Origin of the sequence: Nostoc sp. (assembly GCF_036917635.1) — a bacterium.
In the GTDB taxonomy this organism is placed as follows: domain Bacteria; phylum Cyanobacteriota; class Cyanobacteriia; order Cyanobacteriales; family Nostocaceae; genus Nostoc.
The window spans coordinates 1-26,715 of sequence record NZ_JBALCW010000003.1; the positions used below are offsets into that span (position 1 = coordinate 1).

Genomic DNA, 26,715 nt, shown 5'->3' on the forward strand with positions numbered 1-26,715 from the left:
GTTCTGGCATTAAAAAGTTATTGGTTGGGGGCGGCATCGTCGCTTCTATACGGCTTTCTCTTCTTATTATGCAACTTATGTGCCGATTAGCTTATTGCTCTTTGATGAGCCAACTTCACCCCAACCCAGCCGTGTAATTCAGCTAAACAAAAAGTATAATAAAACCTTCTACTATTGGCATATCTTAGTATCAAATATTGGTGCTGGGCAAGTTTACGCTTATCGGGCGTATGGACTTTATGCGCCAGATCAAGGACTAAGGTTTGATAGTAGTAAGGTACTACTTGACCCCTATGCACGAGCGGTAGTAGGTTGGGATAATTATAGTCGTGAAGCTGCTAGCTGTTTTGGCAAGGATAATTGCGCCCAAGCGCTACGGGCGTTGGTAGCACCTGATCCCAAAACCTACGACTGGGAGGGGGATCTTCCCCTACGGATTCCTTATGCAACAACAGTCATTTATGAACTGCACGTAGATGGTTTTACTCGTCATCCATCTTCTGGTGTGTCTCCCGAAAAACGCGGTAAGTTTGCAGGACTGATTGAGAAAATTCCTTATTTGCAGGAATTAGGAATAACCGCAGTTGAATTGCTACCAATTCATCAGTTTGATCCTAATGATGCACGTCCTAGTCACAAAAACTACTGGGGTTACAGTACGATCAGCTTCTTTGCACCCCACAGCCATTACAGTTCCCGTAGCGATCGCCTAGACCCCATAAATGAATTTCGCTATCTGGTCAAAGCCCTTCACCGCGCCGGGATTGAGGTGATTCTAGATGTTGTCTTTAACCACACGGCAGAAGGTAGTGAGGATGGACCAACATTGTCATTTAAGGGATTAGACAACCAAGCTTACTACCTTCTGGAACCAAACCAAGCTGAATATAGTAATTATAGTGGTTGCGGTAATACTTTGAAAGCGAATCATCCGATGGTTACGCGGATGATTTTAGATAGTTTATGCTACTGGGTGGCAGAAATGCACGTAGACGGTTTCCGTTTTGATTTAGCATCTGTCTTATCTCGCAGCAAATTAGGTCAACCCTTTGCCGATTCACCTGTTCTCTGGGGGATAGAAACAGACCCAGTTTTGGCGGGAACAAAGGTGATTGCTGAAGCCTGGGATGCGTCTGGACTATATCAGGTAGGAAAGTTTGTCGAAGAGAGCGATCGCTTTGCAGAATGGAATGGCCCCTACCGCGATGATGTGCGCCGTTTTGTGAAAAGCGATCGCGGTATAGTAAGTCGATTAGCGGCTTGTGTTATGGGTAGCCCAGACATCTACTCACGACCAAACTACGAACCGAATTATAGTATTAACTTTATTACCTGTCACGATGGTTTCACCTTAAATGATTTAGTTTCTTACAACTACAAGTACAACGAAGCCAATGGGGAAAATAACAGTGACGGAACAAACGACAACAATAGTTGGAATTGTGGCGTAGAGGGGGTTACGGACGATGCAGAAATCGAAGTACTGCGCTTGCGACAAATCAAAAACTTCTTCACCATCCTTTTATGTTCCCAAGGAACGCCGATGTTGCTCATGGGAGATGAAATTAGGCGATCGCAAAAGGGAAATAACAATGGTTACTGCCAAGACAATGAACTGAGTTGGTTTGACTGGAGCAGTATCGAAAAACACAAGGATTTATTGCGATTTGTCCGAGGACTGATTCTGTTTATCCAATCCTTAAGAATCTTTCGGCAAAAAAAACTTCTCAGTCTTACCGATGGCTCTCATCGGCCAAACATCGTCTGGCATGGCACGGAACTAGAGCAGCCTGATTGGGGGAATGATTCTCGTAGTCTGGCATTCACGCTGCGTCACCCAAAATTTAATGAGCATTTATATATTATCCTCAATGCTTATTGGCAGCCGTTGACATTTGAACTACCACTTTTGAGTAGTGGAGAGGGCTGGCACCGAATTGTAGATACTGCTTTGCCATCTCCTCAAGATTTCTCCGATTTAAAAACTGCACCTTTAATTACATCTCAAGAATATCTTGCTGGGGGGCGGTCAGTGGTCGTGTTAATGGCACGTTAGCGTACCACCCCCGTTTAGAAAACGGGCATTTCCTGATAGCAGTAACTACAGCGCCAGTATAGTTCTCTCAAACGCACATGACGGAGTAAAATGTCTGAACAGTTAGGGCAAAAATGCTTACTCATCATCGATTGACTGATTGTTGTAGATATACTCAATTTGCGAAGACTCGTTAATAAAGCTTTATTAAGCATATATTTCACTAAACTTTGTCAATTTGTTGATAAAGGTTAGTATGACACTCTAAGATTAGAAATCGTGTTTAACCAAGCGTTTGATTGGTGTATAAGTTGTACAAGTTTTACTAAGATATTTTATTTTTAACCTTTATTTAATAACTTTTGAGACTTTATCTCTCGTATGGTGTAATCCCATTTAAAAAAATATTTACAACATATAAATTGGCTGTAGTATCGAGTTTAAGAAGTTACATTCGATTCATTGGGGGATCGAATGAAAACAAACGAGCCATCAAACAAGTGTATGGAATTGAGCTATTCATGGTGAGCCAGTGCGCCCTTGCGGTTCCCTGACTTGTTCGCGCAGCGTCTCCCCTTGCGAGAAGCAACTGGCGAACCCGTAAGGGTGAGGACATCTGAGGCAATTAAAACTCACTTTTTTAGTGCTATCCGCGCTTTCACACAACTAGAATTAATGCGAACTCAAGAGTTAATTTAAAACTGGTAAGTAAGTGGGTGCAAATAATCATCACTGGCTCGTAGTTGCGCTTTAGCGCAAGAGGGCGCAACTACGAGCCAAATACAGAGATTTTACTTTTCGTTACATAGTTTGGTTTTATCTTGCCTACCTACTTACTAAAATCCAAAATTCAAAATTCAAAATATGTATCTCCTCTAACTCAGGAGTTCTCCTGTTTCTTGCAAGGAGTGCAAGCGGCGGTAAATACCTTCGTGACGCAAAAGTTCATCGTGGCTACCCTCTTCTACAATCTTTCCTTGCTCTAGAACTACAATTTTATCGGCTTCCCGTACTGTACTTAAACGGTGGGCAATAACAATGGTGGTGCAAGTACCCTGAATCGATCGCATCGCTAGCTGAATCGAACGCTCAGACTCATAATCTAAACTAGAGGTGGCTTCGTCAAAAATCAGTACGTCTGGTTCCACTAACAACGCCCTAGCAATTCCTAAACGTTGTCTTTGCCCTCCAGATAACCTGACACCTCGTTCCCCCACGACGGTATAATAACCTTTGGGTAAGTGCTGCACTACTTCATCAACTCTGGCAATTCTACAGGCTTTTTGAACCTCCTCCAAACTAGCATTTGGTCTGCCGTAGGTGAGGTTATCCAATATAGTACCGTTGAAAATGTCCACTTCTTGGTGAACGATCGCTAATCTTCGTCTGTACTTACCCACATCCAAAGTGCGAATATCTTGACCATCAATCAGAATTTGACCTGATTGAGGTTCAAAATACCGCAACAGCAATTTAACTAAAGTAGACTTACCAGAACCGGAACGCCCTACTAATGCCACTGTTTGGTATGGTTCAATCAACAAGTTAATATCTTGCAAAACTTGACGGTTGGCATCATATCCAAAACTGACGTGCGACAACTCAACTTTTCCAGTAAATTTATAAGGTGATTCTGTCTGGTTGCTCTCTTCTAAAAGGCTAGCTGAATCAGATGCAATTGGCTGTTGCAAAAATTCATGAAACCGCAGCATAGGAGAATAACGACGCGCAAAAACTTCTGCCAAATTGCTAATAGGTTCTAATTCGGCATAAGCCATGCTAGAAAGAGTTAAGGTCATGACAAAGTGACCCAGAGAAATTCTCCCATCTACTGTTGCTGCTAAAGTCAAACCCAGGATAGCAAACACGCAGAATTGAATTATAGTCCTTTGCCAAGTAGCCAGTTTTACATAACCTTTGTGGATGCGATACTCAACCAGCGTTAGTTCACGATCTAAACGTTGATTTTGCCGTTTCAGTTCTTTAGCTTCTGTAGCAAATGCTTTTACAGTTTTGATGTTGGTGATTAGTTCAGAATTGCGACTTTCCGTATCTTCTCCATATTTATCCAGAATAGTTTCGTGCCAAATCAGTCGCCTTAAATATTTTAAAGTAAAGCTAAGAATAAACACAAAGGAAATCAGATATAAAATCGCAATTCGCCACTCAATCATTAAGATAAACACAAAAATTCCCAACACACGAATTAGTTTAGGAATCAACTGTCCGGCAATTTCGGGGTAAGTAAAAGTGTGGTTAGAAATACCTCTAGCTATTCTTCCAGCAATGCGTCCAGGATTATTTTCATCATAAAATTCTAGTGGAAGAGTAAGAATTTTTTCTATAGCCATTTGGGCTTTTTGGCGACGCAACCTTAAGGTTATACCCCAATGAAACCAATGGGTTAACCAAGGTTGTGTTGGCGCTCTCACTACGGTGACAACGAAAATTAAACCCACTAATACACCCAAAGTTAGAGTTTTATTAACTGGGTAATTCGTAATCTTTGAAAAAGTTGCGATCGCACTTTGAAGTGGTTTATCCAATGGTTGAGCAGACAAAACGTTTAAAATCTGCCCAATCGCATAAGGGACAACCAAATCAATAATTTCGTAAATGCCGGATGCTGCAATACTAAAAACACTTAGCTTCCAGTCAGAGCGAAAGTAATTGACAATATCTTGAAATTTGGCCATGATGCACACCGTCCAAGAGCGCGATCGTAAACTTGGAATTTTTATACTACAAATATACTACAAGATAGTCAAGGGCTATAGATTTAAATCACTCCTTTAGAGTAGTAGGCATTTGTGCGCGGATAAATTTTAGGCGATAGCGATAGAGAGCAACTGGTCGAGAACCAGCTTTAAAGTAATCTGGATCTTGGGGTGAAAGATAGACAGCAGTAACTTGATCTGCTTCAATTGCCGGATTAGCTGTTGTCAGTTTATGATAAGCGGTGGTAGATTCTACAGAGTTTAAATAGGGGCGTGAACCGCCTTTGAATAGTTGTTGAAACACTTCTGTGGTGATAAACTTGCCCTGACGGGTAGTTTCTGTACCCCGTGCAGTCACAATAGAAACTAGTTGACGACTGCTACGCAAGAACGTAATTTGGCGATTAGGTGAATCTGGATCTACTTTGACTAATAACACTGCTTCATCCCCTAAATAAGCTCTTGCCAAATTCAAGCTATTAAACGCTCTATCTGCTACTAAATGTGGGGATTTTTTATCTATCTGAGGTAATATTTTTAACCTCTTAATAAATGGTTGCTCTTTGACAAATCTTACTACAAAACTCACAGGCTGATTTAATTGCCGGCGATTACCTTCAAACCCTGGCGTTACGATTTCTGGTGCTAAAGGTGCGGCTAAATCTACCAAAGTACTTGTAACTTGCCAAGTACCAGCCATCCATTCAGGGTAAACCAAATCACCCGAAGCCGGTTGTACTGAAGTTAATTTTTCCCACTGGGGGAAGTTGGTTAACCGTTCATATAACTCTCCGGCTTCAGCTTCTCCACTCCAGAGCAGGAAAAAAGCAATTAAGCAAAAACTCCAAATCGCTTTTATAAAAAACATTAGCAATTTTATATTTAACGTTTATTATTTATTGATTAAAAATTAATCTATAGTATCAACTCTTATTGATTTTAGTGAGAGCGCCTCAAGGCTGTCTTATAATGTCAATAAGACTATTCTATTGTCACAATTGTTATAGCTGAAATGGATTCAATGTATATATATCACAACCCTCAAAATCCTTAATATTTCTAGTAACAAGAGTCATGGAATGTATTTTGGCTGTTGCTGCAATAAGTATATCAGCTTGCGAACGGGGTTTACCTTGAGTCCTCAAAAAGCCTCTCAATTCACCCGAACACTTGGCAATTTCTGAGGTGATGGGGAAAATTTGACAGTGAGTTGTAAGAAAGTTTTCAAACCAGTTTTGGATTTTATAATTAGGCTTCGCTGTTAAACCATAATAAATTTCCTCAATTGTAATAAGAGACTACCAAATAAAAAAATGTTCCAAAACTGACGCAAAAACTCTCTCTATTTCTTCTCTCTGCGTTCTCTGTGTCTAATAAGGTTCGTTTATTGGAATAATTTATTTCTTGGAAGTCCCTAACACTTAAGTTAATAGATGTCACAGTGTCGCTCCATCTTATCACCCCTAGATATTTATTCAAATAGTGATTGTCTCATTAATACATCTAGCTTAACCTGACAGAAACTTTGTCGGGATTGAACCTTAACCACAGACATAATAACAATGTTAAACCAAACATTACACCAGCTAAAAGTTAATGGAAAAAATATTTATTTGGAGCCAATTGATGGTATTGCTTTAGGGGATCAGAAATACACAAAAATTTCCGAAATATCCGCAGTTTTCAACATACCAATGATCGACATTAAATTTCTGCTGGTAAAGGTTCCCAAACTTCACCATACTTATCTTTTAGAGTCTGCCAAGCTTCCACCTGTCCGGGTTCATATTCGCCAGGTTTACCCCATTGCAAAAATAGGCTTAAAGCATGTTCCTGTTTATCATCTAAAAATCGAATAGCAAAGGTTGTAAAATTACCCCTCTTCGCTTCACCTGTTTCAAATTTCACTTGAGTGATTTTGTCCATATTCAAGTGAAATTCAAAGCCTTCGGTGTGCATATTAGCATATTTACCTTTAGGTAATTCTGCATAAAATAACTTTTCTATCTTACCCCTTGCTTCTAATACAGCAGCGCTGCTAGTAACAATTAAACGCAAAGTTCCTAAAGTCTCACAAGCTGCTAAAAATTCTTTCAAAGTAGTACTCATAAATTGTTATCCTTTGTTATTTTTTGATACCCAATCCCCAATCCCCAATCCTTATTTCTCGTATTGTTCATAAGCAGCGACAATACGCTGAACTAGAGGATTACGCACAACATCTTTTTGGGAAAATTCGCAAAAAGCAATGCCTTCAACGTGTTTTAAAATTTGTAAAGCCACTCCTAAACCGGATTGTTGGTGAAGTGGCAAATCAGTTTGTGTCATGTCGCCTGTAATCACCATCCGAGAACGGAAACCCAAACGAGTCAAAACCATTTTCATCTGAGCAGGTGTAGTATTTTGCGCTTCATCGACAATTACAAAGGCGTTATTGAGGGTACGTCCCCGCATATAGGCGAGTGGTGCGACTTCAATCACACCGCGTTCCATTAAACTGGGTACTTTTTCGGGATCGATGAAATCATAAATAGCATCGTAAAGTGGGCGAAGATAGGGATTAACTTTCTGCTGTAAGTCTCCAGGTAAAAAACCAAGTTTTTCACCGGCTTCGACGGCAGGGCGAGTTAAAATTAGCTTTTCCACCTGGTTGGCAAGGAGTGCTTGCACGGCGACAACAACAGCGAGATAAGTCTTGCCAGTACCAGCAGGGCCAATCCCAAAGGTAAGGTCACGTCTACGGAGTGCGTCGATATATTGACGCTGGCGGAAGGTTTTGGCACGGATTTCTTCACCCCGGCGACTTTTGGCAAGGACATCTCGCTGTAAATCTTGTAGTTCCCCTTGCCGATCGCTATCTATGGCTTGACGGGCTGTTAAAATATCGGCACTGGAAATAGGATTGCCTTTAATCCAGAGGTCTTCAAGCGATCGCACTAATCGAGAAGCCAGATCAATTTCCCCTTCGCTACCAGAAATGAGTAATTCCTGTCCGCGTAGCACTAAAGTGGCTCCTGTTTGCCGAGATAGCATTTTGAGATTTTCTTCTCCATCTCCTGCAAGAGCGATCGCACTGGGAATATTCGGCAGCTGAATTGTTAAGGCACCTGCCATAGGATTTCTTAATTGGTGAGGATCTGTGTTTGACAAAGCTTAATATTTTCTCGCCTTTAGCGAAATTATGTTTTTATTAATTACATTTTGGAAAAATCTTTGCAATAAATTAATCGGTTCTAGGGTTGCCCTCATCCCCTAACCCCTTCTCCCATATTGGGAGAAGGGGAACTGGAGAATTTGCTCCCCTCTCCCATATTGGGAGAGGGGCTGGGGGTGAGGGCAAAACTCATACACTCAGAAGATTCCATCTGAAGTTGACACCAATTATAGCTGTATGCCCCTACTGGTCAAGAGTTCAAAAAAAGATCCAAAAATCTTTTTGCTACTTTCCATCTTTACAAAAATTCTGAGCGGAGGTAACCCCAACCGCTCAGACTTGCTCTCTAGTTTTAAACTAGCGGAGGCGGGGTTTAACAATGGGTTTAGGCCCATCATTTCCACGCGGTTCTCTCCTAGTCGGCGGTGGCGATCGTTCTTCTGTCTCTTCATCAAAAGACATACCTTCGCGGTCTGGCGTAGTGCTGCCGTAGATATCCAGGTATACTGATTGCCCAGATGCGGCTGCGGCTGCGGCAATTACTGTACGAATCGCCTGAATATTGCGTCCCCCTCGACCAAACACTTTCCCTTTATCCGTGCTTTCAAAGGCGATGCGAATCCAAGCCCGGTTGAGGGCTTGAGAAATTTCACAATCGACGCTTAAAGTCTCTGGAGATTCCAAAAACGGCTGCACTAAAAACCGAACCAGCCCAACATAGTTGGGACTAGCTGTTGGGGATATTGTTCCCGAATTATGATGCGGCTGTAGGTGTGGCACTGACCTGTTCAAAAACATTGGCTTTTACTAAAATGCGACGGACGGTGTCACTGGGTTGAGCGCCTTGTTGTAGTCGCTTGACGATGCCGGGAACGTCTAGTCGCACTTCATCGGTTCTGGGGTTGTAGAATCCCAACTCTTCTAGGGGACGACCATCGCGGCGAGCGAGGTTGTTAATGGCGACAATGCGGTAACTTGCTTCCCGCTTTTTACCGAATCGCTTCAAGCGCAGTTTGATCATGGTTGAAGAATCATTCTCCTAATTGGTAAGTATGCCGAAATGCTAATTTTAGCACTGGTCTAGCATTTGGTGCTATTAGTCATTAGTCATTAGTCATTAGTCATTTCTGATTTGTCATGCTCAATACTTCTCTTTTTAGGCTACGCCAACGACTTCGCTCAGTACAAGTGCTTAATGTTCAATAACTAAAGATTACCGAAGCCTTTTTTCTTTTTATCTTTGGGTTTTTTCTTTTTCGTGCCTGTGGCGTCACCACCATAACCTCGCCATCCGGGGGCTGCGGGACGATTGCCCGCACCTGCGAAGGCGTTGCCCATGCCGCCACCGCCGAACATTCCCGGCATTCCAGGGAAGCCACCTTGACTCATTTGCTGCATGAGCGATCGCATTTTTTGGAAATCACCTACCAGTTTAGTCACATCTGACTCTCTATAACCTGAGCCAGAAGCAATCCGCCGTCGCCGACTGGGAGAACTGGCTAATAAATCGGGGTCGTGGCGTTCTTGGCGAGTCATGGAGTTAATCATCGCCTCACAACGCTTTAGCTGGGTTTCTCCCTGCTTTAGCTGATCGTCTGAGAGCTTGTTCATCCCTGGAATCATCTTGATGAAGCCTCCCAGAGATCCCATATTCTTCAGCATTCGCAACTGCTTAAGAAAGTCAGTAAAGTCAAACTTCGCTGACAGGATTTTCTCCTGCATTTTCTCAGCATCTTCTAAATCAAACTCTTCCTGGGCTTTTTCTACCAGGGTTAGCACATCGCCCATTCCCAAAATCCGGGATGCCATGCGATCGGGATAAAACGGTTGCAGTGCCTCGACTTTCTCACCTACGCCCACAAATTTAATCGGCGCTCCCGAAATCTTTCGCACCGAAAGCGCTGCACCGCCACGGCTATCACCATCCATCTTGGTGAGAATTGCCCCAGTAATGCCGATCTGCTCATGGAAGGTGCGGGTAAGATTAGCTGCCTCTTGACCAGTCATCGCATCCACCACCAACAGAGTTTCATGGGGTTGCACAGTTGCTTTGATCCGGGCTAATTCCGCCATCATGTCTTCGTCAATTTGCAGGCGACCAGCAGTATCAATAATTACTGTGTTTACACCTTCTGCCCTAGCGCGTTCTACACCTTGCCTTGCAATTTCTACGGGATCTGCGTCGCTTCCTAGTTCAAATACTGGTACGTCAATTTGCTTACCCAACGTCACCAATTGGTCGATCGCGGCTGGGCGATATACGTCTGTCGCCACCAACAAACAGCTACGATCTAATTTTCTCAGATGTAAGGCTAACTTAGCGGTAGCTGTGGTTTTACCAGTACCTTGCAACCCAGCCATCAAGATAATAGTCGGCTTTTCCTGGGCTTCTGCGATCGGGACATTTTCTTCTCCCATCACCTCCACCAGTTCATCGTGAACAATTTTGATGAACTGTTGGTCAGGTCGCACCCCGGTAACTACCTCGGCTCCCTGGGCTTTGGCTTCGACTTCGCTAATAAAATCTTTGACTACCTGGAGGTTAACATCTGCTTCCAACAAGGCGCGGCGTACTTCGCGCAATGCGTCTTGAATGTTGGATTGAGAAATTTTGTCCTGTCCCCGCAGTTTTTTCCAGGCGGATTCTAAACGGTCAGATAGAGCATCAAACATAATGTAATTACAGGTAGTTCGCCAATGGGGAATCTTAAATCGCCGATGAATGCGATTCGGAATTTCCGCTAAATTTTAAACGTGCTATTTACCAGCTTAGTAGTTTTCACGGCGACTGTAGCAACCAGATACCTACCTTTATTAGAAGATTGAGTTTAAAGTACAATGAGGGAAAGAACGGCTAAGCTGAAAATCATCTAAATTGAATAATCAAATAAAATAAAACTCTTGTGGGGTGGGCATCTTGCCCGCCCTAATTATACAAATTAAATGCAGAACAGCTTATTGTACAGCGAGAACCTACATGACATATCGCTATGACTAGCAACACACTGCTTCAACCCACAGAAATCATCCACTTATCGGGTATCAGTTGGCAAACTTATGAAAACTTGCTAACTGAACTTAGTGCTAGTCGCCGCCTCCGGCTTACTTACAATCGAGGTACTTTAGAAATCATGGTTCCTTCACCTGAACATGAGAGTTATAAAAAAGTCTTAGGTCGATTTGTTGAAACTCTAGCGGAAGAATTAGAAGTCAATATTCAACCCCTTGGTTCTACTACTTTCAAACGTCCAGAATTAAGTGGTGCAGAACCAGATGAATGCTTTTACATTAGAAATATCCAGTTAATCAAGGGCAAAAAAAGAATTAATTTGCAACAAGACCCGCCACCAGATTTGGTAGTGGAAGTTGATATTACTAGCAGCTCTAAAAATCGCTTTGAAGTCTATGCTGATATGGGTGTGCCTGAAATCTGGCGATATGATGGTAATGATTTTACTATTAACGTTTTACAAAATCAGAAATATATATCTGTTGAACGGAGTTTAGCATTTCCTAATCTGCCATTAATAGAGATTTCTAATTTTTTACAGCAGGTGGGAGAAAAAGATTATTTGGAATTAGTTAAAGAATTTCGCCTATGGGTTAAAAGCCAAGTTTAATATCAATCAAAATAGCCAGTTATTTTGGCGATCGCATTCTTGAGTTAATCCACAAGGAAGCAGCAAAACTTGCAGCAGTGGCAGATACAAGCAGAATATGAGCAATTTGGCTGTCCCGGAGTCCTAACTTGGGTAGTCGAAGGCGAGAGGTTTTGGGGAAGAGATCGCGTTGATTGGGTTGTCGAAAAGGTAAAGCAATTATCTTAACTCTTGAGAAAGAGCTGCCCTTTTATGATTAGACCTCTTGCACGAATGCAAAACTACCCTCAACCCCCAACCCCTTCTCCCAAAATTGGGAGAAGGGGGGTAATTTCAAAGTCCCTCTCCCAATTTTGGGAGAGGGATTTAGGGTGAGGGCTTTTGATTCATGCAAGAGGTCTATTTAGTTGCTACCGGTTTTGAACGCTGTTGTTGATAAAAGCGGACAACTTTTTGCACATACTCAGCAGTAAAACCTTTGTCACAACCTGTATAGCTACCAGTCATCCACCAACAAGCTGCGCCACGCACAGATGCAATTTCATTATTGTTGGTGGCGCGAAACTGATTGGTTAACTCACGGCGCGTGATACATGATACAACTTGGCGAGCGATCGCAGGGCTGTTTTGAAACTGCGTCGGTGTCAGTTCTCGTTTGAGACAAGTTTTTGTCCAGCCTTTGAGGGTTTCTGGTTTAACTTGCCATTCGCTGTAATATCCATCGTTGGGGTTTTTTGTCTGCGGTGCAGCCTGTCGCAACGCTTCTACCATCGCCGCAACTTGGCTATCAGAAACCGGCTGCTGTGCTTGAGCTAATAATGGTAATAGTCCGAAGCTGACAATAACTCCGCCCAGTAGTAATCCTATGGTTTTTTTTCTCATAAGGTAAGCTGTTGCACAGATTAATTACGAATTACGAATTATTTAACAACCTACTAAATTTTCGACCGCATCGGCATCATTGGGTAATGCGGCTGTTAAAACTTCGCTACCTTCTGCGGTAACTAAAACATCATCTTCAATGCGGATTCCACGCACATCAGCAAATTCAGATAAACGCTGCCAATTCACTATATTCTGATATTTTGAGCGGACATTGGCATCATTTAAAATTGCTGGTACTTGATAAAAACCAGGTTCAATTGTGACTAACATTCCTGGACGCAAAGGACGATTTAAACGCAGGTAGCCTAAGCCAAAGCGATCGCTCCTAGAACGTCCCTCTTCATACCCAGCTAAATCACCCAAATCTTCCATATCATGAACATCTAAACCCAGTAGATGACCAATACCATGAGGGAAAAACAGCGCGTGGGCATCCATTTCTACTAAATCTTCAGGGTTTCCTTGTAAAATTTCTAACTCTACTAAACCTTCAGCTATAACCGTAGCAGCTAGCAAATGGATATCCCCATACTCTGCACCAGGGTGTATTTTGGCAATGCAAGCATCATGGGCTGCCAGCACAACATTATAAATATCTCTTTGGGTAGATGAAAATTTTCCCGAAACTGGCCACGTTCGAGTAACATCACCAGCCCAACCCATCTCAGTTTCAGCGCCAACATCAGCAAGTAATAAATCACCTGGTTGTAGAGGATGGTGATACTGTTCGTTATGCAAAACTTCACCGTGAACGGTGACAATACTGTTATAGGAGGTAGTCATATTGTGGGCAATAATTACCCCTTCCATCGCTGCCCGAACTTCTGCTTCTAGTTTGGCTTTTGGTGTTGTTGCCATCCCAGCTTTGTGCGCCTCAACAGTGACAGCAGCAGCTTTTCGCAACTCGGTTAATGCAGCTTCATCGTGGGTGAGGCGGAGAGAAGCGATCGCTTTAGCTAACTCCAAGTCAATTCCTTCGGGAGGACTTTGTGGTAAAATCCATCTATTTAATAGCTGCGATTGTTGCGTCCAAGTAGCTGCATTTTGTACAGCAAGTGTGGCAGCATCTTCTACCCAAGACTCTAATTCTGCCATTGGCCTTGCCACATCCGCCCCAATCTTCTCGGCTATTTCCTCGCGCGTTGGCATTTCTCCATGCCAAAGGGCGCTGCTGGGTGATGGATCGTCGATAAATAGTTCTAGCTTACCCGCTTCTAAACGAATTGCTGCATTTGATAATGGCAGTCCGGCAAAATAGAGGAAATGACTGCTAGCGCGAAACGGAAAGGGATTTGCAGCAAAGTTGCGCGGACTGTTGCTACCTGACCACAGAATTACGGGAAAATCAATCAGCTTGGCTAGTTGTTGCCGACGGTGGCGTAAAGTATCAATTAGGGAAGTAGAAGTTTGTTGGATCAGCATAAATAGAAACTCAAAAAGAAGGGTAAAGATTATAGCTTTGCCTTTATTTAGTCGTTATCGTCATCGTGTTTATTATCCTTGCGATCGCTATCTTTGTCGTTCTGCTTTACCTGCTTAGGCTGTTGCTTAGGCTGTACGACTGGTTTTTGTTGCTCATTTGGAGCAGATGGCTGCGGTACTTTAACACCACAACTAATTAATCCTCCAGAAATTAGCGCCAAGTTGACAGTAGCAAAGATGCTTCTGAAAATTTTTCTGGTCATGTTTCCGTTTTGCTTTGACATTGACCCCAGTTTTGGAGGTTGTATTCCTAATTTATCAGGTACAGGACTTACGTAAACAATAGCTGAAACCCTTATTTTATTTTTAGGGCAATTCATGAATGTGATACCCTACAAATGATCTGCCGCCTGATCATAATGGTAACTAGTAGTCTGTCCCATTAATTTTGCGGGGCTGCGAGATCCCCGACTTCTTCAAGAAGTCGAGGATCTGAACAGGCATAAATATCTAATGCACTCCTGAGAAATATAATCCTGTCTAATTTTCAAGGTGACTTTAATGGGACAAACCATTACTCAAGTTGATGCTTTTACCAATACAGCTTTTGCAGGTAATCCTGCTGCTGTCTGTGTTTTGCCTACTCCCCAAGGTGAACGCTGGATGCAAAACGTAGCCCAGGAGATGAATTTATCTGAGACGGCTTTTTTAGTTAGACAGGATGATGGCTTCAATTTGCGTTGGTTTACGCCCACGGTAGAAGTACCGCTTTGTGGTCATGCAACTTTAGCTAGCGCCCATGTACTTTGGTCAGAGGGACATTTATCACCTGATGAAGTTGCGCGTTTTTATACCAAAAGTGGAGTGCTAATTGCTAAGTTGCAAGGTGAGTGGATTGAGTTAGATTTTCCTGTGAATCACTCACGAGTAATCGTCAAGTTTCCAGAACTCAAGACTGCTTTGGGTGTACCATACAGATTTGTCTTGCAGAATTCACTAGGTTATTTAGTGGAATTAGAATCGGAAGATTTAGTGCGGCAAATGCAGCCTAATTTTCAACTACTAAAAACCTTACCAATTGGTAAAGTTATAGTTACTAGCTTGACTAATCCTGATTCAGATTATGATTTTGTCTCTCGCTTCTTTGCACCAGAGGTAGGTATTAATGAAGATCCGGTGACTGGTTCAGCCCATTGTTGCCTTGCTGCGTTCTGGCGCGATCGCTTGCACAAAGATGAGTTATTGGCTTATCAGGCATCCAGTCGCGGTGGGGTGGTGAAGGTCTATTATGACGGAGGCGATCGCGTCTTTCTCGGCGGACAAGCGGTAACTGTTATGCGAGGTGAGTTAATTACCGAATAAACCTATATTACAAATCAATCGCATTGTCAGGCGACGCAATCGCATTGTTAGGCGAAACAATCGCATTTTCAGGCGAAACAATCGCATTGTCAAGGCAAACAATCGCATTGTCAGGCGAAGCTCAGATCCCCGACTTCTTAGCGAAGTCGGGGATATTGTTGTTCACGAATGATTTAGGATTGCTGTATATGTGAGTGAACAAACCTATATTTAGTTTTATGTCTGCTAAAAATACAAATAGCCGAAATCTGATGGCATCTAGTGACTGGCCAATCGAGCAATTACCTGGACTAAGCCACGAGGAACAATCCCAACTGCACAATTGTGGAATTCCTAGCACAGTAGTGCTAGTCAAACAAGGGAAGACTCTAGAGAAAAGACTCGCGTTAGCAAATAAACTACAGATTCATCTTCAGTATGTAAATAAATGGATGGCTTTAGCTGATTTGGCGCGTATTCCTAGTGTAGGTATACAATATTGTGGTTTATTGCTCCACGCAGGTATTGCTTCTGTAGCACAGTTAGCTCAGACTCCCACTCACAGATTGCACCAACAAATCATGCGCTTGCAGGTAGCAACAATGCAGCGACGAGATTTATGTCCACCGATTGAGTTAGTACAACAGTGGAGCCAGCAAGCGAAAATAGTGGGGAGTGGGGAGTGAGGAGTTAGGAGTTAAAAGTTAGGAGTTAAAACTCATAATTGATAATTCATAACTCACAACTCCTCACTCTTTAGCTAAAACACCATTAAGGAAGATATCAGCGAGTCCTTCTGCCATTTCTTGCATTTGTTGGGGGGAAGCGTCAGGTTCCATGATGGTGTTGTTAGAAAAACCTGCGATCGCAAACATTCCTAAAAAAACTTTGGCTACCAGTTTAGCGTCCATTTTGCGATAAATGCCTTTATCCATCGCTGTTTGAAAGAATGCTTCGCCCACATCTGACATTTTGCTAATGACTTCTAATTGAATGCGATCGCGCAAATCGGGGTGAAACTGCACTTCCATAAAACAAACGCGCATTAAATCGGCATTTTTTTGGAAGTTCCACATCCGGCGACGCATCACCTGAGCTACGGCTTTATAACTGCCCATTTCACTTAATTCTGTCAGCAAATCTGTGAGAATCTCCACCCATCCACTCGTCGCTACTTCCACCAAAATTGCCTTTTTATTGGGAAAATGACGAAATAGAGTCCCTTCCGCTACACTTGCCGCCTGTGCTAAATCGCGGGTGGTTGTGCCGTCAAATCCCTGAGCAGCGAACAACCGTTGTGCTGCCTGTAAAATCCGGGTGCGCGTCTGAGCCTCTGAGGGTGGGGAAGAATTAAAAACTCTCATAACAGTTATGGTGAGATTTGCGGAACAGTATTTGTAGCATTATTGTCTAACGTCAAGTAAAAAAGCCTAATAAGCTTAATACAAGATTAACGTCTTTTTGCTAAGTACCTAGTTTTTTAGGTAGTGTAACTTTATCTTAATTTGTGCTTATGAACCAGATCATTTGGTCAATTTTAGATTTTAGATTGGGGATTTTGGATTGGTCAGATAAAGTATCTGTCATATTGCGGCGGTTGTTTGTCGCTTTGTTGGCTTTGATCGTTTTCTGGTGGGGATTGCTACCAGAAATTGCTTTGGCTCAAACTCAGACAGCACCCCCTCCCGAAAGAGTCCTGCAACCGACAAAAACTCAAACTCCATCAGTTGAAAGTTCGATCCAACCTTATCTCAATCGAGTTATCAAGCAGTTAACGGAGTTTCGTCTCGACAATGGTCTAAAATTCATTGTCTTGGAACGACATCAAGCGCCTGTAGTTTCTTTTATTACCTACGCAAATGTCGGTGGTGTAGATGAGGTAGATGGCAAAACTGGTGTAGCTCACTTTCTGGAACATTTGGCATTTAAAGGGACAACGCGCATTGGTACAGAAGACTACAAGGCAGAAAAACCTCTATTAGAAACCTTAGAACGATTGGATGCTCAAATTAAAACAGCGAAAACCGATGGCAAAAAAGATGAGGTTACGCGGTTACAAGCTGAGTTTAAGCAAGTGGAAGCGCAAGCAGGCAAGCTTGTCAAGCAAAACGAATTGGGGCAAATTGTCGAACAAGCGGGAGGTGTGGGTTTAAATGCCAATACTTCAAATGAAGCTACCCGTTATTTGTATAGCTTTCCTGCAAATAAGTTAGAACTTTGGATGTCGCTAGAGTCGGAACGATTTCTCGATCCTGTAATTAGTCGTGAGTTTTATAAAGAGAAAGATGTAATTTTAGAGGAGCGACGAATGCGGGTGGAAAATTCACCCATTGGACTGATGTTGGAGAAATTTCTTGATACTGCTTACAAAGTTCATCCCTACAGACGTCCGGTGATTGGTTATGACGAAGATATCCGCAATCTGACACCAGAAGATGTCCAAAAGTTTTTTGATACTCACTATGTACCAAGTAATTTAACCATTGCCATTGTCGGAGATGTTAACCCAGCTGAGGTAAAAAAACTGGCACAAACTTATTTTGGCCGCTATCTGACAAAAACCAAAGCTGTTGAACAAATCCCGGTGGAACCGTCACAACAACAAACACGAGAAGTTACTTTACAGCTAACTTCTCAACCCTGGTATTTAGAAGGTTATCATCGTCCGGCAATTACCCATCCAGATAATGCAGTCTATGAAATGATTGGCAGTTTATTAAGTAATGGGCGCACGTCGCGGTTGTATAAGTCTTTGGTAGAAAAGCAACGTTTGGCGCTCAATGCCGAAGGTTTTAGCGGTTTTCCTGGACAGAAGTACCCAAACCTGATGTTATTTTATGCTCTCACGGCTCCTGGTCATACGGTTGATGAGTTGGCGGTGGCTTTGCGCCAAGAAATTGACAAATTAAAAACCGAGCCTGTAGCAATGGTTGATTTGGAACGGGTGAAAACCCAAGCACGGGCGGGTTTGTTACGCACTCTAGATTCAAATATGGGGATGGCTGAACAATTATTGGAATATGAGGTAAAAACTGGCTCTTGGCGGAATTTGTTTAAGCAGTTGGATGATATTTCGGCGGTGACAACGGCTGATATTGTGCGGGTGGCAAAGGAGACGTTTACGCCGGAAAATCGCACGATTGGGAAGTTGTTGTCGAAAGAAGCTTAAGAGAAACGAACCGCAGAGGCGCAGAGGGCGCAAAGGAAGAGAGATATGCAGAGGTATAAGGTGAAGGGTAAAAAGCAGATAGCGTTCAAAATCAAAAATGGGAAGGGGCTTATTTATGCTTTGGTTGGTGTATTTGCGTGTTTACTTTTAACTTGTAATTTTTCTCTGGCGGCGACGACTGAGGCAAAGTATTATACTGAATTGCAGTTGCCAGCGCTACCTGAGATTAAGTTACCCAAGTATGAGCGGTTTGTTCTCCAAAACGGCTTGGTTGTCTATTTAATGGAGAATCACGAGTTACCGTTGGTGAATGGGACGGCGTTTGTACGGACAGGAAATCGCTTGGAACCACAACAGAAAGTTGGTTTAGCTGGTTTTACAGGCGCGGTTATGCGAACTGGAGGAACTAAGAAGCATTCGGCTGATGAACTCAACGAGATATTAGAACAACGCGCGGCATCTGTGGAAACCAGTATTGGTGAAGCTTCTGGTGGTGCTAGCTTTGATGCACTCACTGAAAATTTAGAAACGGTGTTTGGGCTGTTTGCCGAGGTGCTGCGATCGCCAGTATTTGCTCAAGAAAAGCTAGACTTGGCGAAAACTCAAGCTAAGGGTGGCATTGCGCGTCGCAATGACAATCCAGAGAGTATTGCTAGTCGAGAATTTCAGAAATTGATCTATGGGAAAGATAGCCCATACTCTCGCACCATAGAGTATGCAACGGTGGATCGGATTGAGCGTGAGGATTTGCTCAACTTTTATCAGCAATATTTCCATCCCAATAATATGATTTTAGGGATTGTGGGGGATTTTGATACCAAAAAAATGCGATCGCTCATTCAAGCTAACTTTGGCGACTGGAACCGCAACCCAGGCATTGCTAAACCCAAATTACCAAATGTTTCGCCAGCCAATACAGGTGGAGTCTTTTTTGTCAATCAGCCACAACTAACGCAAAGTAGTGTGCTTCTCGGACATTTAGGCGGACGGTTTGACAGTCCTGATTATCCGGCGCTACATGTATTGAATGGAGTGTTAAATGGATTTGGTGGACGCTTATTTAATGAAGTGCGATCGCGTCAAGGTTTAGCTTACTCTGTTTATGGCCAGTGGAGTCCTCGCTACGACTATCCTGGCATGTTTATTGCTGGTGGACAAACGCGATCGGATGCTACCGTGCAGTTTGTTAAAGCCTTACAAGAGCAAATCAAACGCATCCAAACTCAAAGAGTTACAGCAAAAGAACTCGCTTTTGCCAAAGAGTCTACACTAAACTCCTTTGTCTTTAACTTTCAAGACCCTGGCCAAACCTTATCACGATTGATGCGATACGAATATTACGGCTATCCTGCTGATTTTGTCTTTCGCTATCAAAAAGCCGTCGCCGCCACTACAGCTGCTGATGTGCAACGAGTCGCACGAGAATACCTCAAGCCAGAAAAGATCGTGACTCTAGTGGTGGGTAATCAAACCGCTATTCAACCGCCACTGACGCAGTTAGCAGCCAAGGTAACACCAATAGATGTAACGATTCCTGGTTCGCCACCACAGGCGAAGAATTAATCCTAATCCACGTTCACAAGCAATTGACTAACTACTGAAATCAAATAATTTCCTTCTTTATCGGGAAATAACTGGGGACAAATTGTAGTAAACAGTAGAAACTAAATCAGGAACTAAAACCTCTGGAGTTTTCAGAGGTTTTTTTTAACTGTGCTTTTTTAGGAGCGATCGCCCCATACACTTCAATAAAGGGGTTTATTAAGTATGCGAGATCCGATGACAAACTACTGCGTGTCCAAGTTTCTGACAATTTAGTGATGAAGTAGCAAACAATTGTCGCATTAACTGGAGTAAGCTAAATTTAGGTTTGAGCTACTGGGAGTGAAGATGATGTTGTTGGAATTAAAGCGCATCCATGTTCCACCAGGACAAAGGGTATTACTGCGAGATGTAACCTGGCAGGAATTGGAAACAATTCTAGAGGATTTAGGGGAGCATCGTGCTGCACGAATTGCTTATGACAGGGGAATACTGGAGATTATGGCACCACTGCCAGAACATGAATATGACAAAGAAATTATTAGTGATTTAGTCAAAGCGCTTCTGGAAGAGCTAAATACTGAGTTTATCAGCCTTGGTTCTACCACTTTCAAAAACCAAGCAATGGCTCAAGGTATAGAACCTGATCAGTGTTTCTATATAAAAAATGAAGCCAAGATTCGCGGTAAGAAGCGGCTAGATTTAACAGTAGACCCCCCTCCAGATTTAGCTCTAGAAATTGATATTACTTCTCGCACTCATCCTAATATCTATGAAGCTTTAAAAGTACCTGAGCTTTGGCGTTTTGATAAAGGAAAGCTCCAAATTAATGTTTTCCAAGACGGGCATTATGTAGAGTCTCAGCAAAGCCTAAATTTTCCTGTATTCCCATTAATTGAAACAATTCCCAAATATCTTGAGCAAAGTACAACAGCAGGCAGAAATGCAACGCTCAAAGCTTTTCGCATTTGGGTACAAAAGCAGATACAACAGTAATGACTGAATAATTCGTGAACCAAGAATCCCACGGCTCGAAGCCGTGGGAATGTCAATTAGTAATGATTTAGGTTAATACCAGCTTCTTTTGCCATTGCTTCTAACCCATTAATTTGTAGGGTTTTGATTGCTTTAGTAGACAGCTTTAACTTCACCCAGCGATTTCCGCCTTCCCACCAAACACGCTTGCTTTGCAGATTAACGTGCTGAAGGCGTTTAGTACGGCGGTGGGAGTGGGAAACAGCAAAAGCGTTATTTGCCTTCTTACCAGTTAGTTCACAGCGACGGGACATAGCAAGTATCTCCAGATTCTTATTTTAATACAGCCTTTCCATTTTAGGTCTTAGGGAACAGAAGTGGGGAGTGGGGAGCAGGGGGAGCAGGGGGAGCAGGGGGAGCAGGGGGAAGAGTAAAAACTCCTAACTCTAGCCCTTTCAAGGTAACTCGTAAAATAAGATTGTTTTTTCTCAGCGCTCTCTGTGCCTCTGCGGTTCAAAAGTAATTTATTTCACCTTATTATGTGCATAAAACACAGAGATAAGAGGTTAGAGAGGTATTTATTTTCGAGAATTTTTACCCACCTTGAAAGGGCTACTCCAAACTCCTAACTTTTAACTCCTAACTCCTAACTCCTAACTCCTAACTCCTAACTCCTAACTCCTAACTATTCTTACTTACTAGCTTGTTCCGTTAGCTTGGTGAGTACCTCATTCGATCGCTCGACGAAGGATTTCATTCCCTCAGCGTCAAATCCTTTTTGAGACATCAGCGCTAAATCGTAGACGTGTTGACAAATCAAGTTGACTAACTGATCGGTAGGCGATTGACCGTCACCTTGAATAATACTACCTTGGTTAATATTTGCCAGATTTTGAATCAACGGGTGAGCAGTATTCACTAGCAAAACGTGATCTTCGGGAAACTCTGCTGACTGCTGCTGCATCATAGCGTTCATTTCTCGCATCCGCCGGAGAATCTCTGGTAAAAGCACGATCGCAGGTGGTGTACCATGAGGATCGTCTGATTTCAACGCTTCGGTGCGGATGTTGAGTTTGGGTTTGTTGAGAGATTTCTCAAATAACTCTTTGATCGTCTCACTGCGAGTTTTATTCGTCTTAGGATCAACAATTTCCGTAGCTTTGTCTTGTTCTAGCAGGGTATTATCTAAGTCGGAGTCCACCCGTGTAAACTTGACATCCTGATATTCCCGCTCTAGGAAGTTGATAAAGTGGGTGTCGATGAAGGAGTCCATAAATAGGACTTCCAAACCTTGATTTTTGTGCAGTTCTATGTATGTAGCTTGGGTTGCTTCATCAGTGCTGTAGAAAACCCGGTTTTCGTTACGTTCTTTGTTACGTTCTAGATACTCTTTCAGCGTTGTGTAAGGAGCGCTGGGTGTTGAGTCAGAACTGGGTGAAGGAGTCACATCTTGCCAAGCATCCCCGTCTGAAGATTGTACTTCAACGACTGGAGTTTGGGCAGCAACATTTTCTGTCAGCTTGGCGGTAGTGCGGAAGACGATGATATCTTCGATTTGTTTTTTGAATTTCTCGTCATTGAGAACACCGAATTTTACAAAAGTACCAAGATCCTTCCAGGCGCTAATGTATTGTTCGCGGTTGTCGCGGAAAAGTTCTTTGAGGCGATCGCCTACTTTTTTGGCAATGTAATCACCAATTCTCCGCACGGTGCGATCGCCTTGCAATGCACTACGCGATACGTTCAGGGGAATATCGCTGCTATCAAGCACACCCCGCATTGGAGTCAGAAATTGCGGGATAATTTCTTCGCAGTTGTCGCTAACAAAAACTTGATTGCAAAATAGCTTGATCTGCCCTTTCGTAACATCTACATCCGGCCTCATTTTGGGGAAATACAAAATCCCGTTGATGATAAAGGGATAGTCTGTATTTAAATGTACCCACAACAAAGGTTCTTCCTGAAAAGGATACAAGTAGCGGTAAAACTCTAAATAATCTTCTTGACTCAGGTTACTCGGAGACTCTCGCCACGGTGCTTTTTGCTTATTTACTACCTCACCGTCGAGTTTAATTGGTACTGGCAAGAAGTCGCAGTAGGTCTTGACAAGATTCTTAATTCGTGCTGGCTCTAGGAATTCCTCCTCTTCTCCTTGCAAGCTGAGAGTAATAGTAGTGCCGCGAGTTGTCCGGGGCGATTCTTCTAAAGTGAAAGCTGGCGAACCATCGCAAGTCCAGTGAACCGCCTGCGCCCCTTCTTGATATGACAGTGTATCAATCTCTACCTTTTGCGCCACCATGAACGAAGAGTAAAAACCAAGTCCGAAGTGGCCAATTATCGGTTGATCTGATTTGCCTTCATACTTATGAATAAATTCTTCAGCACTAGAGAAGGCAACTTGATTGATATATTTCTTAACTTCATCTGCGGTCATCCCGATACCATTATCGGAGATGGAGAGAGTCTTCTGATCTTTGTCAATGGCAATTTCAATTTCTGGTTCGTCGATATCTCCAGCGTAGTCTCCGGCGCGGGATACCATTTTCAACTTTTGGATAGCGTCTACAGCGTTGGATACCAGTTCCCGCAAGAAGATTTGGTGATCTGAGTAAAGCGATTTCTTAATGATCGGGAAAATATTCTCAGTATGAATACTGATAGTGCCTTGTTCTAGCATAATTGGTAGTTTTCGATCTTAGTATCTGAAATTATGATAGTGGCTAATACAGCCTAGCTTTCTGTTTTCCAGGATAAACCCAAAGAGAAGGGCATGATACCAATTAGGATTTTAAAAGCATAGCTTAGGCGAGCGCACCTTTTTTTAGCATTGTTTGCCCCCATTTTCTGATTCGGATTTCCCTACTCCCCAATACTGTACCTGTAAGAGATTCCCCAACCTTTTTAAGGCTACGGTGTACATACAAGTCTGAAATAATCCAAGTAGTTAGACAAAAATATTTACAGTAGGATTTACGCACTGTACAAATTAATCATGGTATGCATTTACCAAAATAGGTCTTTTCAGACTTTGATTAATCATTCTTTGATACCCGCACTGTAGGGGTAAAGCGCATTGCTTATAAGTGTCAACTTAACGTAGAAGCTAGGATTGCTTGCCAATCCCTGTTTTGCCCTCACCCCCAACCCCTCTCCCAAAAATTGGGAGAGGGGAGCAAATTCTCCAGTTCCCCTTCTCCCAAATTGGGAGAAGGGGTTAGGGGATGAGGGCAAAACTTCTTTTCAAAGCAGATTTTCCCTGATTGTTGACACCAATGAGCAATGCGCTTTACCCCTACGACAAATCTGGTTTTTCTGTCACACATATTTGGCATTTCCTGTGAATGCGTAAGTCCTGTAATTTCTTCTTTTGCCAAGCACCTCAATTGTTTATAATCTCCATTATTATGAGCAACATTGCTATATTTTTTACCTATGGTTAATAGTACTGACTTACTCGCAAACCTCTACAATGCCTTTAATCCCTTTGAACCCTTACCCGCAGGTGATCCAAAATATGTAGATTGTCAGGATGTACGCGGTGATGCGGATATTGAGCAAGAATTGGGAAATCGAATGCGACTAGCAGATACAAATACTTGTCAATTGTATTCTGGTCATCGGGGTGCGGGGAAGTCTACAGAATTACTCAGGTTAAAGAAATATTTAGAAAATCGGGAATTTTATGTTGTGTATTTTGCGGCTGATGAAGAGGATATCGATTCTGAAGATGCCCAATATACAGATATTCTCCTCGCCTGTACCCGCCGTTTGCTCAAAGATTTAAAAGGAATTGCCAGTCCTGACCCTATACTCAACTGGTTGAAAAGCCGTTGGGAAGATTTAAAAGATTTAGCGCTGACTCCCATAGAGTTTGAGAAGATGGCTGTAGAAGTGCAGCTTGCTCAATTCGCCAAGTTGACCGCAAATTTAAGAGCTGTTCCTGAATTACGCCAGAAGATTCGCCAAAAAATCAATCCCCACACCGTCACTTTAATTCAGGTGTTAAATGAGTTTCTAGCGGATGCAAAACAGCACTTACCTACGGGTAAAACTCAACTGGCGGTAATTGTCGATAATTTAGACCGGATGGTGTTAGTTAAAGACGGCGACGGCCGCACCAACTATGAAGAAGTCTTTTTAGACCGCAGCGAACAACTCCAAGCTTTAGATTGCCATTTAATTTACACTGTCCCCATTTCAATGGTCTATTCTACCAGAGCAACAGACCTCAGAGATATCTACGGCGACCCCCAAATTTTGCCGATGATTATGGTAAACACTCTCAAGGGAGACGTTTACCAGCCAGGACTCAAGAAAGTTAAAGAAGTAATTAACAAGCGAGTCCGGCAAATTGCACCCGAACTATCACTGGAGAAAGAAATTTTTGATAGTCCCCAAACCTTAGACAGACTTTGTTTAATCAGTGGAGGTCATGTGAGGAATTTGCTATTGTTAACTCAAGATGCCATTGGACGCACTGAAGAATTACCTGTTTCAGAAAAGGCGGTGCGACGAGCAATTACTCAAGCTAGAGATACTTATCGCCGCGCGGTGGAAAATCATCAATGGCATCTGTTAGCGGAAGTGTCTTGTTCTAAGCGCATTATTAATGATGATTTGTATCGGAGTTTAATGTATAATCGCTGTCTTTTAGAATACCGCTATTTGGATGATGATGGAGAAATGCAGCGTTGGTATGATATTCATCCATTGATTCAAGGAATTCCAGAATTTAAAGAAGCCGTAGCGAAACTTTCATGAACCCAAATTTAAGTGATTGGGATGATGATTTACAGCCTGAACCAGAGGAAGCTTATCAAGACTTGCTTCGCGCACTGAAGCGGAAATCAGGATTTGGTTTATTTTTTGTGCAATGTACACCTGCGGAAGCAGACAAGTTTATTGCCAAACTTCCCCAGGAGATTCAGCAGAAGAAGGTTGAAGTTTTACGCTTGGTTGAGGCGATTGATAATTTATATCAGCCAGTCGCAGAGTTTGTTAAAGACAAGCAAATTGAGATTTTATTAATTAAAGGTCTTGAATATTCTTTATATAAATATGAAAAAAGAAGTTTTGGGGAAATTACCGAAGGACAATTTAGCAATTTAACCAGTGTTCCGCATATTTTAAATCACTTAAACCAACAGCGAGAACGCTTTAGAGATGATTTCCCTATTACCTTTGTTTTTCTTTTGCGTTCATTTTCGATCAACTATTTTATTCATCGCGCCCCAGATTTTTTTGATTGGCGTTCTGGAGTATTTGAATTACCTACAACGCCAGATGTGGTAGAGCAAGAATCATCTCGTCTGCTGTTGGAAGGAGACTATGAAGAATATTTGAAACTCACTCCTGAACAAAAAATTGAAAAAGTTATAGAATTTCAAGACTTACTGACGGAAAAACATCAGCCAGAGAATCAGAAGCCACGTTTACTATTTGAACTAGGAAATTTATTACTTACTGCTAATGAATACGAAGCAGCGATCGCATCCTACGACCAAGCACTGAAATTTCAACCAGATGACCACCAAGCTTGGAACAATCGCGGCTATGCGCTAGGCAATTTAGGACGAAATGAAGAAGCGATCGCATCCTTCGACCAAATACTGAAATTTAAACCAGATGACCACCAAGCTTGGAACAATCGGGGCAATGCGCTATTTAATTTAGTCCGCTATGAAGAAGCGATCGCATCCTACGACCAAGCACTGAAATTTAAACCAGATGATCACCAAGCTTGGTACGGTCGCGGCTATGCGCTATTTAATTTAGTCCGCTATGAAGAAGCGATCGCATCCTACGACCAAGCACTCAAATTTAAACCAGATTATCACGAAGCTTGGAACAATCGCGGCTATGCGCTATTTTATTTA

At 42.5% G+C, this 26,715-nt stretch carries 24 protein-coding genes and 1 pseudogene; 11 read left to right on the forward strand and 14 right to left on the reverse strand.

The annotated features are described in order from the left end of the window. Positions 1–19 precede the first annotated feature (19 nt). Both glgX and V7K32_RS28625 read left to right on the forward strand, forming a co-directional pair. On the forward strand, positions 20–2,056 hold the full coding sequence (gene glgX, locus V7K32_RS00165; RefSeq protein WP_442938671.1) for a glycogen debranching protein GlgX: 2,037 nt from the start codon (positions 20–22) through the stop codon (positions 2,054–2,056). A 415-nt stretch (positions 2,057–2,471) separates the two neighbouring features. After that, positions 2,472–2,731, forward strand: a pseudogene (locus tag V7K32_RS28625) (hypothetical protein); the annotation flags it as partial. A 179-nt stretch (positions 2,732–2,910) separates the two neighbouring features. On the opposite strand, the gene V7K32_RS00170 reads toward V7K32_RS28625, so the two are convergent. The 8 genes from V7K32_RS00170 to ffh form a co-directional block, all read right to left on the reverse strand. Further along, positions 2,911–4,731 (reverse strand): ABC transporter ATP-binding protein, encoded by a 1,821-nt coding sequence (locus V7K32_RS00170; protein WP_334989197.1) that lies wholly within the window; start codon positions 4,729–4,731, stop codon positions 2,911–2,913. Positions 4,732–4,819: 88 nt separating this feature from the next. Beyond that, positions 4,820–5,620: a DUF6816 family protein gene (locus V7K32_RS00175; protein ID WP_334989199.1), complete on the reverse strand. Its 801-nt coding sequence runs from the start codon at positions 5,618–5,620 to the stop codon at positions 4,820–4,822. A 133-nt stretch (positions 5,621–5,753) separates the two neighbouring features. Beyond that, positions 5,754–6,044, reverse strand: coding sequence for a PIN domain-containing protein (locus tag V7K32_RS00180; RefSeq protein ID WP_334989237.1), 291 nt, complete (start codon positions 6,042–6,044; stop codon positions 5,754–5,756). 412 nt (positions 6,045–6,456) lie between these two features. Beyond that, on the reverse strand, positions 6,457–6,861 hold the full coding sequence (locus V7K32_RS00185) for a ChuX/HutX family heme-like substrate-binding protein (RefSeq protein WP_334989201.1): 405 nt from the start codon (positions 6,859–6,861) through the stop codon (positions 6,457–6,459). A gap of 51 nt (positions 6,862–6,912) precedes the next feature. Continuing rightward, entirely contained in the window at positions 6,913–7,866 is a 954-nt protein-coding gene (locus V7K32_RS00190; RefSeq protein WP_334989203.1) for a PhoH family protein, read from the reverse strand. A gap of 397 nt (positions 7,867–8,263) precedes the next feature. Continuing rightward, a complete protein-coding gene (locus V7K32_RS00195; RefSeq protein WP_334882254.1) occupies positions 8,264–8,704 on the reverse strand; it encodes a KH domain-containing protein in 441 nt (146 codons plus the stop codon). Continuing rightward, a complete protein-coding gene (gene rpsP / locus V7K32_RS00200; protein WP_334989205.1) occupies positions 8,661–8,927 on the reverse strand; it encodes a 30S ribosomal protein S16 in 267 nt (88 codons plus the stop codon). The genes V7K32_RS00195 and rpsP overlap by 44 nt, the downstream gene beginning before the upstream one ends. 185 nt (positions 8,928–9,112) lie before the next feature. Continuing rightward, on the reverse strand, positions 9,113–10,579 hold the full coding sequence (gene ffh / locus V7K32_RS00205; protein WP_334989207.1) for a signal recognition particle protein: 1,467 nt from the start codon (positions 10,577–10,579) through the stop codon (positions 9,113–9,115). Between the two features lie 317 nt (positions 10,580–10,896). Between ffh and V7K32_RS00210 the strand changes: the two genes are divergently transcribed. Both V7K32_RS00210 and V7K32_RS00215 read left to right on the forward strand, forming a co-directional pair. Next, positions 10,897–11,526 carry a Uma2 family endonuclease gene (locus V7K32_RS00210; RefSeq protein ID WP_334989209.1) on the forward strand — a complete coding sequence of 210 codons (630 nt, stop codon included), beginning with the start codon at positions 10,897–10,899 and terminating at the stop codon, positions 11,524–11,526. A 69-nt stretch (positions 11,527–11,595) separates the two neighbouring features. Continuing rightward, positions 11,596–11,733 (forward strand): hypothetical protein, encoded by a 138-nt coding sequence (locus V7K32_RS00215; RefSeq protein ID WP_334989211.1) that lies wholly within the window; start codon positions 11,596–11,598, stop codon positions 11,731–11,733. 171 nt (positions 11,734–11,904) lie between these two features. On the opposite strand, the gene V7K32_RS00220 is transcribed toward V7K32_RS00215, so the two are convergent. The 3 genes from V7K32_RS00220 to V7K32_RS00230 are packed head-to-tail and all read right to left on the reverse strand — an operon-like array spanning position 11,905 to position 14,075. Next, positions 11,905–12,387, reverse strand: a complete 483-nt coding sequence (locus V7K32_RS00220; protein ID WP_334989213.1) for a hypothetical protein — start codon at positions 12,385–12,387, stop codon at positions 11,905–11,907. Positions 12,388–12,429: 42 nt separating this feature from the next. Continuing rightward, positions 12,430–13,812 carry an aminopeptidase P family protein gene (locus V7K32_RS00225; RefSeq protein WP_334989215.1) on the reverse strand — a complete coding sequence of 461 codons (1,383 nt, stop codon included), beginning with the start codon at positions 13,810–13,812 and terminating at the stop codon, positions 12,430–12,432. Positions 13,813–13,859: 47 nt separating this feature from the next. Next, a complete protein-coding gene (locus V7K32_RS00230; RefSeq protein WP_334989217.1) occupies positions 13,860–14,075 on the reverse strand; it encodes a hypothetical protein in 216 nt (71 codons plus the stop codon). 298 nt (positions 14,076–14,373) lie between these two features. On the opposite strand from V7K32_RS00230, the gene V7K32_RS00235 reads away from it, so the two are divergent. Both V7K32_RS00235 and V7K32_RS00240 read left to right on the forward strand, forming a co-directional pair. Then, positions 14,374–15,174, forward strand: a complete 801-nt coding sequence (locus tag V7K32_RS00235; RefSeq protein WP_334989219.1) for a PhzF family phenazine biosynthesis protein — start codon at positions 14,374–14,376, stop codon at positions 15,172–15,174. 218 nt (positions 15,175–15,392) lie between these two features. Beyond that, positions 15,393–15,839 (forward strand): DUF4332 domain-containing protein, encoded by a 447-nt coding sequence (locus V7K32_RS00240; protein ID WP_334989221.1) that lies wholly within the window; start codon positions 15,393–15,395, stop codon positions 15,837–15,839. Positions 15,840–15,902: 63 nt separating this feature from the next. Here the strand turns inward: V7K32_RS00240 and V7K32_RS00245 are convergent, their stop codons facing one another. Next, positions 15,903–16,517, reverse strand: a complete 615-nt coding sequence (locus V7K32_RS00245) for a TetR/AcrR family transcriptional regulator (RefSeq protein ID WP_334989223.1) — start codon at positions 16,515–16,517, stop codon at positions 15,903–15,905. Between the two features lie 149 nt (positions 16,518–16,666). Between V7K32_RS00245 and V7K32_RS00250 the strand changes: the two genes are divergently transcribed. The 3 genes from V7K32_RS00250 to V7K32_RS00260 all read left to right on the forward strand — a co-directional run bounded on the left by V7K32_RS00250 (position 16,667) and on the right by V7K32_RS00260 (position 20,860). Further along, positions 16,667–18,322, forward strand: coding sequence for a M16 family metallopeptidase (locus tag V7K32_RS00250; protein ID WP_334989225.1), 1,656 nt, complete (start codon positions 16,667–16,669; stop codon positions 18,320–18,322). A gap of 45 nt (positions 18,323–18,367) precedes the next feature. Beyond that, on the forward strand, positions 18,368–19,885 hold the full coding sequence (locus V7K32_RS00255) for a M16 family metallopeptidase (protein ID WP_334989227.1): 1,518 nt from the start codon (positions 18,368–18,370) through the stop codon (positions 19,883–19,885). Between the two features lie 330 nt (positions 19,886–20,215). Further along, the gene (locus V7K32_RS00260) at positions 20,216–20,860 is read left to right on the forward strand and encodes a Uma2 family endonuclease (protein ID WP_334989239.1); all 645 of its coding nucleotides are present in this window, start codon (positions 20,216–20,218) and stop codon (positions 20,858–20,860) included. Positions 20,861–20,916: 56 nt separating this feature from the next. Here the strand turns inward: V7K32_RS00260 and rpmB are convergent, their stop codons facing one another. Then, positions 20,917–21,153 carry a 50S ribosomal protein L28 gene (gene rpmB, locus V7K32_RS00265; protein WP_334989229.1) on the reverse strand — a complete coding sequence of 79 codons (237 nt, stop codon included), beginning with the start codon at positions 21,151–21,153 and terminating at the stop codon, positions 20,917–20,919. Between the two features lie 377 nt (positions 21,154–21,530). After that, the gene (gene htpG / locus V7K32_RS00270) at positions 21,531–23,516 is read right to left on the reverse strand and encodes a molecular chaperone HtpG (RefSeq protein WP_334989231.1); all 1,986 of its coding nucleotides are present in this window, start codon (positions 23,514–23,516) and stop codon (positions 21,531–21,533) included. 755 nt (positions 23,517–24,271) lie between these two features. On the opposite strand from htpG, the gene V7K32_RS00275 reads away from it, so the two are divergent. Further along, positions 24,272–25,600: an ATP-binding protein gene (locus tag V7K32_RS00275; RefSeq protein WP_334989233.1), complete on the forward strand. Its 1,329-nt coding sequence runs from the start codon at positions 24,272–24,274 to the stop codon at positions 25,598–25,600. After that, positions 25,597–26,715, forward strand: a 1,119-nt coding sequence (locus V7K32_RS00280) for a tetratricopeptide repeat protein (RefSeq protein WP_334989235.1), incomplete at its 3' end; no start/stop codon positions are given. The genes V7K32_RS00275 and V7K32_RS00280, both read left to right, overlap by 4 nt.

Bases quoted from the DNA above. Each gene is read 5' to 3' on its own strand.
- V7K32_RS00170 (WP_334989197.1), bottom strand. From the start codon at position 4,731: ATGGCCAAATTTCAAGATATTGTCAATTACTTTCGCTCTGACTGGAAG.
- V7K32_RS00175 (WP_334989199.1), bottom strand. From the start codon at position 5,620: ATGTTTTTTATAAAAGCGATTTGGAGTTTTTGCTTAATTGCTTTTTTC.
- V7K32_RS00185 (WP_334989201.1), bottom strand. From the start codon at position 6,861: ATGAGTACTACTTTGAAAGAATTTTTAGCAGCTTGTGAGACTTTAGGA.
- V7K32_RS00190 (WP_334989203.1), bottom strand. From the start codon at position 7,866: ATGGCAGGTGCCTTAACAATTCAGCTGCCGAATATTCCCAGTGCGATC.
- V7K32_RS00195 (WP_334882254.1), bottom strand. From the start codon at position 8,704: ATGTTTTTGAACAGGTCAGTGCCACACCTACAGCCGCATCATAATTCG.
- rpsP (WP_334989205.1), bottom strand. From the start codon at position 8,927: ATGATCAAACTGCGCTTGAAGCGATTCGGTAAAAAGCGGGAAGCAAGT.
- ffh (WP_334989207.1), bottom strand. From the start codon at position 10,579: ATGTTTGATGCTCTATCTGACCGTTTAGAATCCGCCTGGAAAAAACTG.
- V7K32_RS00210 (WP_334989209.1), top strand. From the start codon at position 10,897: ATGACTAGCAACACACTGCTTCAACCCACAGAAATCATCCACTTATCG.
- V7K32_RS00220 (WP_334989213.1), bottom strand. From the start codon at position 12,387: ATGAGAAAAAAAACCATAGGATTACTACTGGGCGGAGTTATTGTCAGC.
- V7K32_RS00225 (WP_334989215.1), bottom strand. From the start codon at position 13,812: ATGCTGATCCAACAAACTTCTACTTCCCTAATTGATACTTTACGCCAC.
- V7K32_RS00230 (WP_334989217.1), bottom strand. From the start codon at position 14,075: ATGACCAGAAAAATTTTCAGAAGCATCTTTGCTACTGTCAACTTGGCG.
- V7K32_RS00235 (WP_334989219.1), top strand. From the start codon at position 14,374: ATGGGACAAACCATTACTCAAGTTGATGCTTTTACCAATACAGCTTTT.
- V7K32_RS00240 (WP_334989221.1), top strand. From the start codon at position 15,393: ATGTCTGCTAAAAATACAAATAGCCGAAATCTGATGGCATCTAGTGAC.
- V7K32_RS00245 (WP_334989223.1), bottom strand. From the start codon at position 16,517: ATGAGAGTTTTTAATTCTTCCCCACCCTCAGAGGCTCAGACGCGCACC.
- V7K32_RS00250 (WP_334989225.1), top strand. From the start codon at position 16,667: ATGAACCAGATCATTTGGTCAATTTTAGATTTTAGATTGGGGATTTTG.
- V7K32_RS00255 (WP_334989227.1), top strand. From the start codon at position 18,368: ATGCAGAGGTATAAGGTGAAGGGTAAAAAGCAGATAGCGTTCAAAATC.
- V7K32_RS00260 (WP_334989239.1), top strand. From the start codon at position 20,216: ATGTTGTTGGAATTAAAGCGCATCCATGTTCCACCAGGACAAAGGGTA.
- rpmB (WP_334989229.1), bottom strand. From the start codon at position 21,153: ATGTCCCGTCGCTGTGAACTAACTGGTAAGAAGGCAAATAACGCTTTT.
- htpG (WP_334989231.1), bottom strand. From the start codon at position 23,516: ATGCTAGAACAAGGCACTATCAGTATTCATACTGAGAATATTTTCCCG.
- V7K32_RS00275 (WP_334989233.1), top strand. From the start codon at position 24,272: ATGGTTAATAGTACTGACTTACTCGCAAACCTCTACAATGCCTTTAAT.